Origin of the sequence: Nocardioides panacis (assembly GCF_019039255.1) — a bacterium.
Classification (GTDB): domain Bacteria; phylum Actinomycetota; class Actinomycetes; order Propionibacteriales; family Nocardioidaceae; genus Nocardioides_B; species Nocardioides_B panacis.
In genome coordinates, this window is sequence record NZ_CP077062.1 from 1,352,639 (window position 1) to 1,370,230 (window position 17,592).

Here is a 17,592-nt window from a genome sequence, read left to right on the forward strand (position 1 = left end):
CATTGGTTCACTCGTCTCGGGGTGTGTTCATCGTGCGATCGCGTCCGTCCGTCCTCGTCCTGCTGCTCGTCGCGGCCCTGTTGCCCCTCGGGGCGGTCCGCGCGGCCGCCGACCCGGCGCGCACCTGCCCGGTCGACCCGTCGGCCCCGGCCCGGCAGCTGCGCGCCGAGTGGATCGCCTCGGTGGCGAACATCGACTGGCCCTCCCGGCCGGGGCTGACCCCCGACCGGCAGCGCGCCGAGCTGCGCGGGCTCTACGACGACGCGGTCGACACCGGCCTGAACGCGGTCGTCGTCCAGGTCCGGCCGACCGCCGACACGTTCTGGCCCTCGCGCCTGGAGCCCTGGTCGACGTACCTCACGGGCACGCCGGGCCGCGACCCCGGCTACGACCCGCTGGCCTTCGCGGTCCGCGAGGCGCACGCGCGCAACCTGGAGTTCCACGCCTGGTTCAACCCCTACCGCGTCTCGATGGGCACCGACCGCGGCGCCCTCGCGCCGGGCAGCCCGGCCGCCCGGCACCCGGACTGGGTGAGGTCCTACGGCGGCAAGCTGTACTACGACCCGGGCCTGCCGCAGGTGCGGGCACTCACCGAGGACGTGATCCTCGAGGTGGTCCGCCGCTACGACGTGGACGCAGTGCACTTCGACGACTACTTCTACCCCTACCCGGTCGCCGGGCAGGCCTTCGACGACGACGCCACGTTCGCGGCGCACGGCGCGGGCTTCCCCGACACCGCGCAGGGCCGCGCCGACTGGCGACGGCACAACAACGACCTGCTGGTCTCCGACCTGGACCGGCGGGTGCACCGGGTCAAGCCGTGGGTGAAGCTGGGAGTGAGCCCGTTCGCGGTGTGGCGCAACCGGGCCACCGACCCGCGCGGCAGCGCGACGACCGCCGGCGCGCAGACCTACGACGACCTCTACGCCGACACCCGCAGGTGGGTGCGCCAGGAGTGGCTCGACTACATCGCCCCGCAGGTCTACTGGAACATCGGCTTCGCCCCGGCGGACTACGGCGTGCTCGTCCCCTGGTGGGCCGACCAGGTCCGCGGCACCGACGTGCAGCTCTACGTCGGCCAGGCGACGTACAAGGTGGGCACCTCGACCCAGGACCCCGCCTGGAGCGACCCGGCCGAGATGACCAGGCACCTCGCCTTCGACCGCACGGTGCCCGAGGTGGACGGCGACGTCTACTTCTCGGCCAAGGACGTCCGCGCCGACCGGCTCGGGCACATGGACCGGGTGCGGGCCGACCACTACCGGCACCCGGCGATCGTCCCGGTCACCGCCGGCGTCCCCGGCCGCGCCCCGCGGCCGGTCACCCACCTGACCGCCCGGCGCACGTCGGCCGGGGTGGCCGTGACCTGGCGCGGCACCGGCTCGTCGTACGCCGTCTACCGGGTCGCGGGACGCGCCGACCGCTGCACCACCGCCGACGCCACGCACCTGGTGGCCACCGTGCACGCCACCGGCCACGGCACGCAGAGGTCCCGGGGGCCGCAGAGGTACGTCGACCGGGCACCGGTCGCGGGCCGGGCCACCTACGTCGTCACCGCGCTGGACCGGGCCTACCGGGAGAGCCGGTCGCGTGCCACCCGCGGATGCTGTACGAATCGACCATGACCACCGTGCAGAACGGGCCGGGCTCGGCCAAGCAGGAGCTGCTGCGCGCGCGCCTGGAGGGGATGATCGCCGGGCTCGTCCCGGGGGAGCCGCTGCCCGCCGAGCGGGACCTCGCCCGGGACCTCGGGGTGGCCAGGATGACCCTGCGCCGCGCGGTCGACGGCCTCGTCGAGGAGAAGCGGCTGATCCGCCGGCGCGGGTCGGGGACCTTCGTCGCCGGCGCCAAGGTCAGCCAGCGCCTCGCGGCCACGTCGTTCTCCGCGGACATGCGGGCCCGCGGCCTGCGCCCCGGCAGCCACACCGTCGAGTCGCGGCGGTTCCCGGCCGGGATGATGCTCGCGGCGCTGCTCGACGTGCCGCCGCAGACCGACGTGCTGTTCGTGCGCCGGCTCCGGCTGGCCGACGACGTGCCGATGGCCCTGGAGGACCTGCACGTGCCGGCGACCGTCGCGCCCGGCCTGACGGGGGAGGACCTGGAGAGCGCGTCCTTCTACGACCTGCTGGCCCGGCGGTTCGACGACCCCGTGGTGGCCGGCACGCAGACCGTGGAGCCGGCGCTGGCCGGCGCCGACGAGGCCGCCCTGCTCGGCGTGCCCGAGGGGTCGCCGGTGTTCCTGTTCGAGCGCACCTCGCGGGTCCGCAGCGGCGGCGTGGCGGAGTTCGTGCGGTCGACGTACCGCGGGGACCGTTACCGGATCGTGGTGGACATCTTCCCGCCCGACGGCCCGGCCTCTTGACGCCGGTCGTTCCGGCCCCACAGAATCGACCATAGGTCTAGACCTCTGGTACAAAGCCCCGCCTCCACTCTCGGGACGCGGCACGGACGAAAGGGTGCGCACATGTTGGTGACCAGGAAGGCGGGACGGCTCGCGGTCGGTCTCGCCGCGTTGAGCCTCACGGTGGCGGCCTGCGGAGGGGGCTCCTCCGACAGCGGCGCGATCTCCGACTCCACGGGCAAGGTCGACGGGGCCGGCAAGTCGCTGTCGGTCTGGATCATGGAGGGCACCAACCCCGACGCCAAGCCGTTCTTCTCCGGTGTCTCGGCGGCCTTCAAGAAGGAGACCGGCGCGACGCTCGACGTGCAGTACGTCCCCTGGGCCGAGGCGCACGACAAGTTCGTGAACTCGATCGCCGGCGGCACCACCCCCGACGTCGCCGAGGTGGGCACCACCTGGACCCCCGAGTTCGCCGACGCGGGCGCGCTCGCCGACCTGTCCCCGGCGGTGAAGCAGGCCGGCCTCGACGGCGACCTGGTCCCCGGGCTGGTCGACGCCGGCACCGTGGACGGCAAGCTCTACGGCATGCCGTGGTACGCCGGCGTCCGCTCGGTGATCTACCGCACCGACGTGTTCGAGAAGGCCGGCGTGAAGCCGCCCACCACCTGGGACGAGCTGGTCGAGGTCGGCGACACGCTCAAGGCCAAGGACCCGAAGATGATCACGTTCCCGGTCGCCGGGGACAGCGAGTACGGCGTCTACCCGTTCATCTGGGGCAACCAGGGCAAGATCGCCGAGCAGGACGGCAGCTCCTGGAAGAGCGACATCAGCTCGAGCGAGGCCCGGAAGGGCATCGACTTCTACACCGGCCTGGCGACCGAGCACGGCTTCTCCAGCCCGGCGGCGACCACCTGGGACGAGGCGGACCTCTCCGACGCGTTCTCCCGCGGCGACGTGGCGATGATGATCGCCGGCAGCTGGACCCCGGGCGCGCTGGTCGAGGCGAACCCCGACCTCAAGGGCAAGATCGGCGCCTTCCCGATCCCCGGTCCCGACGGGGGAGTCGCCCCGTCGTTCCTCGGCGGCTCGCACCTCGGGGTCTTCGAGACCGCCAAGGACAAGGACCTCGCCTGGTCGTTCGTCAAGCTGATGAGCACCGGCACGTTCGCCCAGCAGTGGGGTGAGCAGTCCGGCTTCTTCCCGGGCACGAAGTCGCTGCTCGACCAGGTGCAGCAGGAGAACGACCCGGTCGTCGCGCCCTTCGCCACCCAGATGGTCGAGGGCGGCGCGAGCCTCCCGGTGACCCCGCTCTACGGCCAGGTCCAGGGCAAGAAGACCGTCTCGGCCATGCTCCAGTCGATCCTGTCCGGCAAGGCGTCGGTCGCCGACGCCACGGACAAGGCGGCCACGGAGATGGACGACATCTTCGCCAAGGGATGACGGCTACCGCGACGCCGCCGCGGCAGGCGCAGCCCGGGGGCCGGCACCCCCGGCCGCGCCGGTCGCGGCGGCCGGAGTCCGGCGGCCGGCTGACCCCCGGCTGGCTGCCCTGGCTGCTCCAGGCCCCGGCGCTGGTGGTGCTCGGCGGCCTGCTGCTCTACCCGCTCTACCGGGTCGGGGTCCTGGCCTTCGAGGACTTCGGGCTGCGCGAGCTGGTCACCGGCCAGTCGTCGTGGGTCGGGCTGGCGAACTTCCGCGAGGTGCTGACCGACCCGCTGCTGTGGAAGGTGGCGCTGCCGAACACCGTGGTCTTCGCCGCGGTCAACGTCACCCTCACGGTCACCCTGGGCACGCTGGTGGCGCTGCTGCTGGTCCGGCTGGGCCGCTGGGCGCGCGGCGTGCTGACCAGCGCGATCATGGTCGCCTGGGCGATGCCCGCGGTGACCGGCACCTACGTGTGGGTGTTCCTGTTCGACGCCCGCGACGGCGCGGTGATGCGGGCCCTCGGCGCCCTCGGCCTGATCGACCCGGCGGCGACCAACTGGTTCACCGAACGGCTGCCGTTCTACGGCATCGCCACCCTCAACGTCGTGCACCACGGCTTCCCGTTCGTGGCGGTCACCGTGCTGGCCGGGCTGATGACGCTGCCCAAGGACACCCTGGAGGCGGCCGCGCTCGACGGCGCCGGCGCCTGGAAGCGGTTCTGGCACGTCACCGTCCCGCTGCTCAAGCCGGTGTTCGCCGTGGTCACGATCCTCTCGACGATCTGGGACTTCAAGGTGTTCACGCAGATCTACCTGATGCCGGGCGGCTCCGGCACCAACCGCGACGTGCTGAACCTCGGCACCTGGTCCTACATCACGGCGATCTCGCAGAACCGCTACGGGCTCGGCGCCGCCATCGCGGTGCTGCTCACCCTGCTGCTGCTGGTGATCACGCTGGTCTACCTCCGCACCCTGTTCAAGCAGGACGAGCTGTGAGCCGCCCGACGGTGCGCTCCCGGGTCGGGCTGGGCCTCGGCTTCACCGCGGTCCTCGTCTTCAGCCTGTTCCCGGTCTTCGTGATGCTGTCGACGGCCGTCGACGCGCGCGCCAACGACGGCTCGCGCTCGCTGCTGCCGACCAGCCTCACCTGGGACAACTTCCGGTTCGTGCTCGACGAGGGCGGCTTCGCGACGTACCTGCGCAACTCGCTGGTGGTCGCGCTGTCCACGGTCGTGATCAGCGGGCTGCTGGCGCTGCTCGCCTCGGTGGCCGTCTCGCGGTTCCGGTTCCGGTTCCGCACCTCGGTGCTGGTGATGGTGCTCGTCGTGCAGATGGTCCCGCTCGAGGCGCTGGTGATCCCGCTGTTCATCCAGGCCAAGAACCTCGGGCTGCTCAACCACCTGTTCGGCCTGGTGGTGGTGTACGTCGCGTTCTCGCTGCCGTTCGCGATCTGGACGTTGCGCGGCTTCGTGTCGGCCGTGCCGCGCGAGCTCGAGGAGGCGGCGTACGTCGACGGCGCGTCCTGGCCGCGGATGTTCTGGTCGGTGCTGCTGCCGCTCGTCGCGCCGGGGCTGGTCGCCACCAGCGTGTTCTCGTTCATCACCGCCTGGAACGAGTTCGTCTTCGCGATCACCTTCATGAACGACCAGGGCTCCTACACGGTCGCCGTCGGCCTGCGGCAGTTCTTCACCCAGTACGGCACCAACTGGGGCGCGGTGATGGCGGGCTCCACGCTGATCACGCTGCCGGTGATGATCTTCTTCGTGATCGTGCAGCGCCGGCTGAGCGACGGCCTGGTGGCCGGCGCGGTGAAGGGATGAGCACCCGCCGCCTGGCGCTGTCGGTGCTGCTGCCCGGCTTCCTGGGCACGACCGTGCCGGGCTGGCTGGGCGAGCGGCTCGCCGAGGGCCTCGCGGGGGTCTGCCTGTTCGGGCAGAACGTCGGGTCCGCGGAGCAGGTCAGGGCGCTGACCGGGGACCTGCACGCGGTGCGCCACGGCGTGCTGGTCGCCTCCGACGAGGAGGGCGGGTCGGTGACCCGGCTGGACGCGCGCGCCGGGTCCCCGTGGCCCGGGCACGCGACGCTGGGTGCCCTGGACGACCCCGCGGCCACCTTCGAGGTGGCCGTCGGGCTGGGCGCGGCGGCCGCGGCCGCGGGCCTCGACCTGGTGCTGGCGCCGGTGCTCGACGTGAACAGCGAGCCGGACAACCCGGTGATCGGCGTGCGGTCGTTCGGGGCGACGCCCGACCTGGTGTCCCGGCACGGCGTCGCGTTCGTCACCGGCCTGGCCCGGGGCGGCGTCCTGGCCTGCGCCAAGCACTTCCCCGGCCACGGCGCCACCCGCACCGACTCCCACGTCGGGCTGCCCGTCGTCGACGTCGACCAGCGGACCTGGCGCGAGCGCGACCTCGCCCCGTTCGCCGCCGCGGTGCGGGCCGGGGTGCCCGCGGTGATGACCGCCCACGTCGTGGTCGGCGACGTCGACGACCGACCCGCGACGCTGTCCCCCCGCGTGCTCGGGGTGCTCCGCGAGGACCTCGGGTTCGCCGGCGTCGTGGTCAGCGACGCGCTCGACATGCGGGCGATCTCGGCCGGCGTCGGCCGCGGCGAGGGCGCCGTGCTCGCGCTGGCCGCCGGGGTCGACCTGCTCTGCGTCGGGAACCCCGAGTTCCCCGACCCCTACGACGACGAGGCCGCCGTCGAGGAGGTCGTCGCCGCCGTCGAGCGTGCGGTCGCCGACGGACGGCTGCCGGTGGCCCGGCTCGAGGAGGCCTCCGCGCGGGTCGCGGCGCTGGCGACGCGCGCCGCGGTCCCGGTCGCGCCCGCGGCGGCCGCGGACCTCGGCACCGCGGTGGCGGCGCGGGCCCTGCGGGTCTCCGGCGACGTACGGCTGGCGGACCGGGCCGTCGTGCTCGTCCCGCGTGCGGCGGTGTCCTACGCCGCCGGGCGGACCGACTCCGCGCTGGTGAGCGGGCTCCGCTCGGCCCGGCCCGGCTGGCCGGTGCACGACGTGCGCGACCCCGACGAGGCCCGCGCAGCGGCGTCGGGCGCCGGGCCCGACGCCGGGCTCGAGGTGCTGCTCGTCGTCGAGGGCCGCCCCGACCCGTCGTACGCCGCCGTCGTCGCGGCCGTGCTGGCCGACCACCCCCGGGCCGTCGTCGTGTACGGCGGCCTGCCCACCCCCCACGACGCAGGAGGACGCACCGTGCACACCCACGGCACCGGAGCCGCGACCGCGGCAGCCACCCTGGACCTGATCCTGGGGGAGCGATGACCGTCGTCGGCGTGGACCTGGGCAAGACCGGCTGCCGCGCGCAGGCCGTCGACGACGGCGTGGCCGGGCCCGTGGTCGAGGCCCCGGGCGCGGTCGGGCTGGCCGACCCGGGCGGTGCTGCCCAGGCGTTCGCGGCGGTGCGGGCCGCCGTGGGTCTGGCGACCGACGGCCGGGCACCCACCGCGGTGGTCGTCGGTGCCGCCGGTGCCGAGGCCGCGCCGGACGAGGCCGGCAGGCTCGCGCAGCGGCTCGCCGGGCTCTGGCCCGGCGCCGTGGTCGGCGTCGCGTCGGACTCGGTGACCGCGCACGCAGGCGCCCTCGGGGGTGCGCCCGGCACCGTGCTCGCGGTCGGCACCGGGTCGGTCGCCCTCGGGGTCTCCGGAGCCGGCCGGCGCACCCAGGTCGACGGCTGGGGGCCGTGGCTCGGCGACGACGGCAGCGGCGCCTGGATCGGCCGGGCCGCCCTGCGCGCGGTGCTGCGGGCCCGTGACGGTCGCGCGGAGCCGACGGCGCTGTCCGTCGCCGCGGTGGCCCGGTTCGGCGACCTCGACGTGCTGCCGCGGACCCTGCACGCGTCCGGGTCCTGGGCCCGGACCGCCGCAGCGTTCACCCCCCGACGTGGTCGCCCTGGCGGAGGCCGGCGACCCGGTCGCGGCCGGGATCCTCGACGACGCGGCCCGGCTGTGGACCGACCTGGTCTCCGGGGCCGCCGCCCCGCACGACGAGAAGCGGGTGGCCGTCGTCGGCGGCCTGGCCGCGGTCCCCGCCCTCGCGGACCGGTTCGCCGCCGCGCTCCCGGACCACCTGCTGCTCCAGGCCGCCGCCGGCACGCCGCTCGACGGCGCCGTGCTGCTCGCCGCGCGCACCGACCTCCCGCACGAGGCGTTCGTCCGACGGACCACCTCGGCCGACCGCGACGCCACCGCTCCCGCGGCCGGCCCGCGGACCGACGACGTCGACGTCCTCGCCACCGAGCAGGTCCGCGACGACCTGCGCGACCTGCACCGCCGCTCGCCGGCGGAGCTGGTCGACGTGCTCCTCGAGGCCGAGGGCACCGTGCCCGCGGCGCTCGCCGGCGCCGGTCGGGCGCTGGCCGACGCCGTCGCCGCGGCGGGCCGGGCGCTGCGCGACGGCGGCCGGCTGCTGTACGTCGGGGCCGGCACCCCCGGACGCCTCGCGGCCCTCGACGCCGCGGAGTGCCCGCCCACCTTCGGCACCGCACCGGACCGGGTGGTCGCGGTGCTCGCCGGCGGGCGGGACGCCGACCGCCGGGCCGTCGAGGGCGCCGAGGACGACGCCGGGGCCGGCGCCCGGGACCTGCTCGGGCTGGAGCCCGGTCCCGACGACGTGGTCGTCGCGATCAGCGCCTCGGGCCGGACCCCGTACGTCCTGGCCGCGCTGGACGCCGCCCGTGCCGCGGGCGCCACCACCGTCGCGGTCGTGAACAACGCCGGCAGCCCGGCTGCGGAGCGGGCGGACGTCGCGGTCGAGCTGCTCACCGGCGCCGAGGTGCTGGCCGGCTCCACCCGGCTCAAGGCCGGCACGTCGCAGAAGGTCGCGCTCAACACGATCTCCACCGGCGCGATGGTGGTCGCCGGCCGCACCTACGGCGCCTGGATGGTCGACGTGACCACCTCCAACGAGAAGCTCCGGCGTCGGGCCCGGCGGATCCTGCGGGAGGCCACCGGCTGCACCGACGCCGAGGCGCTGGCCGCGCTCGAGCACGCCGGCTGGAGCACCCGGGCGGCGCTGGCCGCCCTGCTGGGGGAGGTCGACGGATGATCGTCGTCTCCGTGGCCTCGGGCACCTCGGCCGACGGCCTGGACGTCGGCCTGGTGGACCTACGCCTCGCGGCGGGCGGTGACCTCGAGGTCACCGTCCTGGACACCCGCACCGAGCCCTGGCCGGACGGGCTGGCCGCCCGGCTGCTGGCCCTGCTCCCACCGGCGACGACGACCGCCGAGGAGGTCTGCCTCCTCGACTCCCTGGTCGGGCAGGCCGTCGGCGAGGCGGCCGCGCGCGCCGTACGACGGGCACCGGAGGGCCCGACACTGGTGGTCTCCCCGGGCCAGACCGTGCACCACGCCGTGCGCGACGGGCACTGCCTCGGCACGCTCCAGCTCGGCCAGCCCGCCTGGGTCGCGGAGGCCACCGGTCTGCCGGTCGTCTCCGACCTGCGGTCCCGTGACGTCGCGGCCGGCGGGCACGGCGCACCGCTGGCCGGCATCCTCGACGGGCTCTGGCTCGGCGGGCCGGGCGGGCCGCGCGCGGCCCTGAACCTCGGGGGCATCGCCAACGTCAGCGTGGTCGCCGAGGACGGCGGCACCCGCGCCTGGGACACCGGACCGGCCAACTGCCTGCTCGACCTGGCCGCGGCCCGGGCCACCGGCGGCCGGCTCGGCTACGACCGCGACGGTGCGCTCGCCGCCGGCGGCACCGTCCACCCCGCGCTGCTGGCCCGGCTGAGGGAGCACCCCTACCTGAGGTCCACGACGCCGGCCTCGACCGGCCGGGAGGTGTTCTCGGCCGGCTACCTCGACGCCGCGCTGGCGGCCTCGCCGTCGCTGCCCTGGGAGGACGTGCTGGCCACGCTGGTCGAGCTGACCGCCGTGAGCGTCGCCGAGGCGGTCCTCCCGCACGCCCCCACCGAGGTCGTCGCGTCCGGCGGAGGCACCGCCAACCCGGTGCTGATGGGCGCGCTCGCCGGTAGGCTCGGAGCCGTCCCGCTGCTCACCAGCGACGACCGCGGACTGCCGTCGGACGGCAAGGAGTCCGTGCTCTGGGCGCTGCTCGGTTTCCTGACCTGGCACGGCGTCCCGGTCGCCACCGGCGAGCGCCGCCCGCGGGTGCTCGGCCGGCTCAGCCCCGGCGACGAGCCGCTCCGCCTGCCCGCCCCGGTGCCCGCTCCGCGGAGACTGCGGGTCACCACGAAGGAGCTGGTCCGATGACCACCCGCCGCCTCGGCGTGAGCGCCGCCCTCGTCGACGGCCGGCTGCTGCCCGGCGACGTCGAGGTGGTCGACGGTGCCGTCGGCCGGGTCGGGCTGCCCCCGGCGCCCGGCGGTCGGCTCGCCGCACCCGGCTACGTCGACCTCCAGGTCAACGGCTTCGCCGGCGTCGACGTGATGACGGCCGACGCGCCCGCCCTGCACGAGCTCGGACACGCGCTGACGGCGTACGGCGTCACCGCCTGGCTGCCCACGCTGATCACCGCGCCCGCGGCCCGCACCGAGGACGCCCTGCGGGTCCTCGGCCGGGTCCTGGAGGACGCGGCGCCGCCCGGGACGGCGCGGCCCCTCGGCGTGCACCTGGAGGGCCCGTTCCTCAGCCCGCACCGGCTCGGCACCCACCCGGCCGAGCACCGGCAGGACCCCGACCCTGGCGCGCTGCGCGGCTGGCGCAAGCTCGCGCCCGTCGTCGCGGTCACCCTCGCCCCGGAGCTGCCCGGAGCCCTGGAGATGGTCGCCGCGCTCGGCGCCGACGGGGTGCTGGTCTCCCTCGGCCACTCCGACGCCACCGCCGAGCAGGCGCACGCGGCGTACGACGCCGGGGCCCGGTCCGCGACGCACCTGTTCAACGCGATGAGCCCGCTGGCACACCGGGCCCCCGGACTGCCGGGCGCCGCCCTCGCCCGGCCGGACGTCACCGTCCAGCTGATCCTGGACGGCCACCACCTGGCCGACGACGTGGTCCACCTGGTCTGGCAGGCCGCACGCGGCCGGGTCGTGCTGGTCACCGACGCGACCGAGGCGGCCGCCCGCGAGGAGGGGGAGTACGCCATCGCCGGGGTGCCCGTCGAGGTCCGGGCCGGCGCGGTCCGCAACGACCGCGGCGACCTGGCCGGCAGCGCGCTGACCCTCGACCGGGCGGTCCGGAACGCCTGCGCCCTGGGCCTGGACCTCGCCGAGGTGCTCACCGCCGCGACCGAGGCGCCGGCCGCGCTGCTCGGCCGCGACGACCTCGGCCGGCTGCACCCCGGTGCCCGCGCCGACGTGGTGGTGCTCGAGGACGACCTCACCGTCCGGGAGACCTGGCTCGACGGGGAGCCGGTCCGGTGAGCCGGCTCAGCGAGGAGACGCAGGAGCAGCCCGAGGTCGCGGCCCGGCTGCTGGAGCAGGTCCGTCCCCGGCTCGGCGACCTGGGGGCGCTGCTCCGCTCGCGCGGCACCCGGCAGGTGCTGCTGGTCGCGCGCGGGTCCTCGGACAACGCCGCCCGCTACGCGCAGTACCTCTGGCAGGCGGTCGCCGGGGTGCCGGTCGCGCTGGCCACCCCGAGCCTGACCACGGTCTACGGCCGGGCCCCGGACCTGGCCGACCACGCCGTGGTGGCGATCTCCCAGTCCGGCCGCTCCCCGGACGTGGTCGCGGTCGTCGAGGAGGCGCGGGCGGCGGGCCGGCCGACGCTGGCCGTCACCAACGACCCCGGCTCACCGCTGGCCCGGGCCGCCGAGCAGGTCCTCGACCTCGACGCCGGGCCCGAGCGCTCGGTGGCGGCCACCAAGACCTACACCGCCTCGCTGCTCGCGGTCGCGCTGCTCTCGGTGGCGCTGGAGGAGGGCGGCCCCTCCGGGCGACGGGCCCGCGACCTCGACCGGGTGCCCGACGCGCTGCGGGCGGCGGTCGCCGGCAGCACCGGGCTGGAGGAGGCCGCCGCCCTGCTGGTCGGGCACGACCGCGGGGTCTGCGTCGGGCGCGGGCTGCACCTGTCCACCGCGCACGAGACCGCCCTGAAGCTGACCGAGCTGACCGGCAGCCTGGTCGCGCCGTACTCCCCGGCGGACCTGATGCACGGCCCCGTGGGCGCGGTCGGCCCCGGTGTGCCGACCGTGCTGGTCGCCCCGCCCGAGCAGGCGACCGCCTCGGTGCTGGAGATCGTCCCCGACCTGCTCCGCCGGGGGGCGCCGGTGGTGCTGGTGGGCGCCGACGAGGTGCCGGCCGGGTGCCTGCCCGTCGGGCTGCCGCCGGAGGCCGCGCTGCCCGGCTGGCTGACGCCGCTCACCGCGGTGGTCCCGGGCCAGCTGCTGGCCCGCCGGGTGGCCGAGCTGCGCGGCGTCGACGTGGACCGGCCGGGCGACCTGTCCAAGGTGACGCTCACCCGGTGAGCGGCGGCTGGGATACTCACCGGATGCGCGTGGGACTGACCGGCGGAGTCGCCTCGGGGAAGAGCACCGTGGCCGCGATCCTGGCCGGGCTGGGGGCGGTGGTCGTCGACGCCGACCTGCTGGCCCGCGAGGTGGTCGAGCCCGGTACGCCGGGACTGGCCGCCGTCGTGGAGGCCTTCGGGCCCGGGGTGCTCGCCGACGACGGCTCGCTGGACCGGCCCGCGCTCGGTGCCGTGGTGTTCGCCGACCCGGACGCCCGCCGGCGCCTGGAGGCGATCCTGCACCCGCTGATCCGGGCCCGCGGCGCCGAGCTGGAGGCGGCCGCGCCGGCGGGCACGGTGGTCGTGCACGACATCCCGCTGCTGGCCGAGACGGGCCAGGCCGAGCGGTTCGAGGCGGTGCTCGTGGTCGACGTACCGGTGGAGACGCAGGTGCAGAGGATGGTCGCCGACCGGGGGATGAGCCGGGCGGACGCGCTCGCCCGGGTCGCGGCGCAGGCCACCCGCGAGGAGCGGCTGGCGGTGGCGACGCACGTCGTGGAGAACACCGGGACGCGCGAAGACCTCCGTGAGCGGGTCACGGAGGTCTTCGACTCGCTGGTCTCGACGGGTCCGACCGGGCGCTGAACGGGCCTGCCTGCGACGGCCGACCTCCCCAGCTCCGACGGACGAACCCGTCGAGCGGTCAGGGGCGCCGCCCTCAGGCGGCCAGGTCGGGGTCGGCCAGCGTGCGCAGCTTCTGCAGCGCCTCCCGCTCGAGCTGGCGCACCCGCTCGGCGGAGATGCCGTGCTTGGCGCCGATGTCGGCGAGCTTGTGCTGACGCCCGTCGACCAGGCCGTAGCGCGACCGGATGATGTCGGCCGCCCGGTCGTCGAGGAGCTCGACCAGGTGCCCGAGGCGGTCCCGCGACTCGACGTCCAGGAACGTGCTGTCCGGGCCCGGCGCGGTCTCCTGGGCGATCAGGTCGCCCAGCGAGGTGTCGCCGTCCTCGTCCACCGGGGTGTCCAGGCTGACGTGCTCGCGGCCCCACGACATCAGGTCCAGGACCCGGTCGATGGCCATGTCCAGCTCGAGGGCGATCTCCTCAGGCTCGGGGTCACGGCCGAGCTGCCGCTCCAGGGTGCGGCGCGCGGCGCCGACCTGGTTGAGCTCCTCGACGACGTGCACGGGCAGCCGGACGACCCGGGCCTGCTGCGCGATCCCGCGGGTGATCGCCTGGCGCACCCACCAGGTGGCGTAGGTGGAGAACTTGTAGCCCTTGGCGTAGTCGAACTTCTCGACCGCGCGGATCAGGCCGGTGTTGCCCTCCTGGACCAGGTCCAGCATCGGCATCTGGGAACGGCCGTACTTGCGGGCGATGGAGACCACCAGCCGGAGGTTCGCCTCGATGAACCGCTGGATGGCGCGCTGGCCCTCCTCGGCCAGCCAGACGAGCTCGTCCTCGGTCGCGTACTTCGGGGCCCCGCCCTTCTTGCGGCCGACGCGGCCCTCGGCGAGGAGGTGCTCGGCCAGGAGCCCCGCCTCGATGGTCTTGCTGAGCTCGACCTCGGTGATGGCGTCGAGCAGGGGAGTGCGTGCGATCTCGTCGAGGTACATGCCGACGCTGTCGCGTCCCTCGATCTCACGCGAAGCGGTGCGAGTCGTTGCCACGGTGCGTGCCGTCCCTTCCTATGGGGCCAAAGACATACCCAACGGAGTGCCCTTGTATTCACCACAACGACGAACGCGTGTTCGAGATTCCCGAGTTCTGCGAACGTTCACTCGTGCGGATCGCTACATCCGGTACGACGTACGAGGGCCGGAGGAAGTTGCCGGTCAGCCTGAGAACTCAGCCAGTTCTCAGGCTGTGGACGCCCGGTCGAGCCGGTCGAGCACCCACGCGAGCGTGAACGCGCGGTCCCGCCAGGCGTTGTGCCGGCCGCTGACGCCGCCGTGCCCGGCCGACATCTTGGTCTTCAGCAGCACGTCGTCGGTGCCGCCGGAGGCCGCGCTCACGGTCTCCCGCAGCCGGGCGACCCACTTGGCGGGCTCGACGTAGAGCACCCGGGTGTCGTTGATGGACGTCTCGGCCAGGATCGCCGGGTAGCGCTGGTCGGTGACGTTCTCGTAGGGGGAGTAGGCCTTCATGTAGGCGTAGACCTCGGGGTCCTCGATCGGGTTGCCCCATTCCTCCCACTCCACGGCGGTCAGCGGCAGCGACGCGTCCAGGATCGAGGTGAGCGGGTCGACGAACGGGACCTCGGCCACCACCGCGGTGAACGCGTCCGGGTCGGTGTTGGCGACCGCCCCCATCAGCAGGCCGCCGGCGCTGCCGCCCTCGGCCACCAGCCGGTCCGCCGACGTCCAGCCGGTCGCGACCAGGTGCCGCGCGCAGGCCACGAAGTCGGTGAACGTGTTCGTCTTGTGCAGCAGCTTGCCGTCGTCGTACCACTGGCGGCCCATCTCGCCGCCGCCGCGCACGTGCGCGATCGCGAAGCCGACGCCCCGGTCGAGCATCGAGAGCCGGGCGATCGAGAACCACGGGTCGATGGAGGCCTCGTAGGAGCCGTAGCCGTAGATCACCATCGGCTGCGAGCCGTCCCGCGGCGCGTCCGCCGGTACGACGATCGAGATCGGCACCTGCGTCCCGTCGGGAGCCGTCGCCCACTCACGGGCCTGCACGTAGCGGCTCGGGTCGAAGTCGCCGAGGACCGGTGTGCGCTTGAGCAGCGTGAGCTCGCGCTTGCCGAGGTCGAAGTCGTAGACCGACGGCGGCTCGGTCATCGTGGTGTAGCCGAGCCGGACGGTGGGCTGCTCGAACTCGGGGTTCCCGCTCGCGCCGACGGTGTGCACCGGCTCGTCGAACCCGACCAGGAAGTCCTCGCCCAGGCCGTGGGGCGCGGTGTCGTCGAGCAGCACCAGCCGCAGCTGGGTCAGCCCCTCGCCGCGCTGGCTGAGCACCAGGTGGGTCGCGAACGCGTCGACGTCCTCGAGCCGGACCTCGGGGTCGTAGGGCAGCAGCGGCTCCCACTGCTCGTGCGAGGTCGCGTCGACCGGCGCCTGCGCGAGCGTGTAGTTCTCGGCGCCGTCGTTGTGCAGGACCAGCAGGCAGTCCTCCCCCTTGAGGACGGCGTGCTCCAGGGAGTACTCCACGCCCTGGCGGCGCGGGGCGACGACGCGGAACTCCCCGGTAGGGTCGTCGGCGTCGAGGACAGCCCACTCGGCCGTCGTCTTGGAGTGCGAGGCGATGAACAGGAACCGGTCGCTGCGGGTCCGGCCCACGCCGATGCCGAAGCGCTCGTCGGTCTCGTGGCGGACCACGACGTCGTCGGCGACCGGCGTGCCGAGCACGTGGCGCCACACCTTGTCGGGCCGCCAGGCCTCGTCGACCGTGGAGTAGAAGAGCGTCGTGCCGCGGCGGTCCCAGGTGGCGCCGCCCAGCGTGCCGGGCACCTCGTCGGGCAGCAGCTCGCCGGTGCGGAGGTCCTTGACCTGCAGCAGGAAGCGCTCGTCGCCGACGGTGTCGGTGCTGTAGGCCAGCAGGTTCCCGTCCGGGCTGACCGACAGGCCGCCGAGCGAGAAGAAGTCGTGCCCCTCGGCCAGGGCGTCCGCGTCGACGAGCACCTGCTCGCCGGGGATCTCCACGTCGGCCGAGAGCGTCGGCGGGGTCCAGTCGTCGGGCCCGCTCACCGGGCAGCGGCAGCTCGCGCCGTACTGCTTGTCCTCGTGCGAGCGGCCGTAGTACCACCACGAGCCCATCCGGTAGGGCACCGACAGGTCGGTCTCCTGGGTGCGCGAGCGGATCTCGGAGAAGATCGCCTCCCGCAGCCCGGCGAGGTGCGCCGTGCGCTGCTCGGTCCACGCGTTCTCGGCCTCGAGGTGGGCGACCACCTCGGGCGACTCCTTCTCGCGCAGCCACTCGTAGTCGTCGACGAAGGTGTCGCCGTGGTGGGTGCGCTCGGTGGGGACGCGTCGTGCGGTCGGGGGAGCCAGCTCGTCAGACATGTCAGGGAGCCTATTCCGCCAGTCGTGGGGGCCACCGCCCGGACCGGAGGTGGGTCACCCCTCGGGGTCGTCCTCGGGGTCGTCGAAGCGGTCCCCGGCCGCCGGCGCGAGCGCGGGGTCGTCCATCCGGAACGTGCGCACCGGCCCTGGGCCGGTCCCGGCGGTCTCGAAGCGCACCGTCACCCGGCCGACGCCCGAGCCCCAGACCCAGCCGGCGCCGTGCTCGGCGTGCACCACGTCCATCCCGGGCGCCCAGGGCCGCGAGCGGGTCACCGCCGCGAGCGCGTCGGCGGGCAGCGGCTCCAGGGTGCTCCCCGCCCCGGCCTGCTCGGTGTCCTCGTAGTCGGCGAACAGGTCCTCCTGGATCCAGTCCGCCAGGCCGGAGACGCCCACGCCCAGCAGCCGGACGCCGCCGGAGGTGTCCACCTCGCCGAGCAGGCTCCGGGCCAGCCGGGCGACCACCCGGGTGTCGTCGGTCGGGGCCGGCAGCGTCGAGGAGCGCGTGTGGGTCGTGAAGTCGTGCAGCCGGATCTTCACGGTCACCGTCCGGCCGGAGAGCCGGGCCTTGCGCAGCCGCTCCGCGACCTGGGTGGCCTGCCGCTCCACGAGCCCCTCCAGCAGCCGCCTGTCCACCAGGTCGGTGTCGTAGGTCCCCTCGACGCTCACCGACTTGGTCTCGCGTTCGGCCACCACCGGCCGGTCGTCGTCGGCCCGGGCCATCCGGTACAGCGACGTGCCGTGCGCCTGCCCCACGACCCGGACCAGCTCGTCGGCGGGGACGTCCTCCAGGTCCTGCACCGTGTGCACGCCGGCCCGGCGCAGCCGCTCGGCGGTGGCCGGCCCGACGCCCGGGATCACCCCGACGCTCATCGGGCGCAGCAGGTCCCGCTCGGTCCCGGGAGGGACGACGACCAGGCCGTCCGGCTTGTCGAGGTCGCTGGCGATCTTCGCGACCAGCTTGGACGTCGCGACGCCGACCGACCCGCACAGCCCGCCGGTCACCTCGGCGACGTCGGCCTTCAGCCGCTCGGCCACCGCGGTCACGCCCGCCACGGACAGGTCGTCCAGGCCGGCCGCGGCGAGGTCCACGAACGCCTCGTCGAGGGACAGCGGCTCGACCAGCGGGGAGAGCCCGCGGAGCAGCTCCATCACCCGCCGGCTGGTCTGGCGGTAGGCGTCGAAGCGCCCCGTCAGGTACGCCGCGTGGGGGCACCGGGCCCGGGCCTCGCGGGTCGACATCGCCGAGCGGACCCCGAAGACCCGCGCCTCGTAGGACGCGGTGGCGACCACGCCGCGGCCCCCGACCCCGCCGACGACGACGGGCTTGCCGCGCAGCGACGGCTTGTCGCGCTGCTCCACGGCGGCGAAGAACGCGTCCAGGTCGACGTGGAGGATCGTCGGGTCGGAGCGCACGTGCCCATGATGCCCGGCGCGTCCCCGGGGCCGGATACCGTCCACCGCTCCGGGCG

Annotated in this window: 14 protein-coding genes and 1 pseudogene; 12 read left to right on the plus strand and 3 right to left on the minus strand. The window is 74.9% G+C overall.

Annotated features, from left to right (window positions below):
• The first annotated feature begins 23 nt into the window (after positions 1 to 23).
• From KRR39_RS06570 to coaE, 12 genes and pseudogenes are all read left to right on the plus strand, one after another.
• Positions 24 to 1,625, plus strand: coding sequence for a glycoside hydrolase family 10-like protein (locus KRR39_RS06570; RefSeq protein ID WP_254185556.1), 1,602 nt, complete (start codon positions 24 to 26; stop codon positions 1,623 to 1,625).
• On the plus strand, positions 1,622 to 2,362 hold the full coding sequence (locus tag KRR39_RS06575; RefSeq protein WP_216941273.1) for a GntR family transcriptional regulator: 741 nt from the start codon (positions 1,622 to 1,624) through the stop codon (positions 2,360 to 2,362). The genes KRR39_RS06570 and KRR39_RS06575 overlap by 4 nt, the downstream gene beginning before the upstream one ends.
• 102 nt (positions 2,363 to 2,464) lie before the next feature.
• On the plus strand, positions 2,465 to 3,781 hold the full coding sequence (locus KRR39_RS06580) for a sugar ABC transporter substrate-binding protein (protein ID WP_216941274.1): 1,317 nt from the start codon (positions 2,465 to 2,467) through the stop codon (positions 3,779 to 3,781).
• A complete protein-coding gene (locus KRR39_RS06585; protein ID WP_216941275.1) occupies positions 3,778 to 4,761 on the plus strand; it encodes a carbohydrate ABC transporter permease in 984 nt (327 codons plus the stop codon). Before KRR39_RS06580 ends, KRR39_RS06585 begins: the two co-directional genes overlap by 4 nt.
• Positions 4,758 to 5,585, plus strand: coding sequence for a carbohydrate ABC transporter permease (locus KRR39_RS06590; RefSeq protein ID WP_216941276.1), 828 nt, complete (start codon positions 4,758 to 4,760; stop codon positions 5,583 to 5,585). Before KRR39_RS06585 ends, KRR39_RS06590 begins: the two co-directional genes overlap by 4 nt.
• Positions 5,582 to 7,039, plus strand: coding sequence for a glycoside hydrolase family 3 protein (locus KRR39_RS06595; protein WP_216941277.1), 1,458 nt, complete (start codon positions 5,582 to 5,584; stop codon positions 7,037 to 7,039). Before KRR39_RS06590 ends, KRR39_RS06595 begins: the two co-directional genes overlap by 4 nt.
• Positions 7,036 to 7,623: pseudogene (locus KRR39_RS25950) on the plus strand (BadF/BadG/BcrA/BcrD ATPase family protein); the annotation flags it as partial. The gene KRR39_RS06595 and the pseudogene KRR39_RS25950, both read left to right, overlap by 4 nt.
• A gap of 34 nt (positions 7,624 to 7,657) precedes the next feature.
• Positions 7,658 to 8,821, plus strand: a complete 1,164-nt coding sequence (locus KRR39_RS06605; RefSeq protein WP_216941278.1) for an N-acetylmuramic acid 6-phosphate etherase — start codon at positions 7,658 to 7,660, stop codon at positions 8,819 to 8,821.
• Positions 8,818 to 9,987: an anhydro-N-acetylmuramic acid kinase gene (locus KRR39_RS06610; RefSeq protein WP_216942452.1), complete on the plus strand. Its 1,170-nt coding sequence runs from the start codon at positions 8,818 to 8,820 to the stop codon at positions 9,985 to 9,987. The genes KRR39_RS06605 and KRR39_RS06610 overlap by 4 nt, the downstream gene beginning before the upstream one ends.
• The gene (nagA, locus tag KRR39_RS06615; RefSeq protein ID WP_216941279.1) at positions 9,984 to 11,096 is read left to right on the plus strand and encodes an N-acetylglucosamine-6-phosphate deacetylase; all 1,113 of its coding nucleotides are present in this window, start codon (positions 9,984 to 9,986) and stop codon (positions 11,094 to 11,096) included. The genes KRR39_RS06610 and nagA overlap by 4 nt, the downstream gene beginning before the upstream one ends.
• On the plus strand, positions 11,093 to 12,139 hold the full coding sequence (locus KRR39_RS06620) for an SIS domain-containing protein (RefSeq protein ID WP_216941280.1): 1,047 nt from the start codon (positions 11,093 to 11,095) through the stop codon (positions 12,137 to 12,139). Before nagA ends, KRR39_RS06620 begins: the two co-directional genes overlap by 4 nt.
• A gap of 23 nt (positions 12,140 to 12,162) precedes the next feature.
• A complete protein-coding gene (coaE, locus tag KRR39_RS06625; protein ID WP_216941281.1) occupies positions 12,163 to 12,765 on the plus strand; it encodes a dephospho-CoA kinase in 603 nt (200 codons plus the stop codon).
• Positions 12,766 to 12,838: 73 nt separating this feature from the next.
• On the opposite strand, the gene KRR39_RS06630 is transcribed toward coaE, so the two are convergent.
• The 3 genes from KRR39_RS06630 to KRR39_RS06640 all read right to left on the minus strand — a co-directional run bounded on the left by KRR39_RS06630 (position 12,839) and on the right by KRR39_RS06640 (position 17,536).
• A complete protein-coding gene (locus tag KRR39_RS06630; protein WP_216942454.1) occupies positions 12,839 to 13,735 on the minus strand; it encodes a sigma-70 family RNA polymerase sigma factor in 897 nt (298 codons plus the stop codon).
• Positions 13,736 to 13,978: 243 nt separating this feature from the next.
• On the minus strand, positions 13,979 to 16,123 hold the full coding sequence (locus tag KRR39_RS06635; protein WP_216941282.1) for a S9 family peptidase: 2,145 nt from the start codon (positions 16,121 to 16,123) through the stop codon (positions 13,979 to 13,981).
• 54 nt (positions 16,124 to 16,177) lie between these two features.
• Entirely contained in the window at positions 16,178 to 17,536 is a 1,359-nt protein-coding gene (locus KRR39_RS06640; protein WP_216941283.1) for a DNA polymerase IV, read from the minus strand.
• Positions 17,537 to 17,592 lie beyond the last annotated feature (56 nt).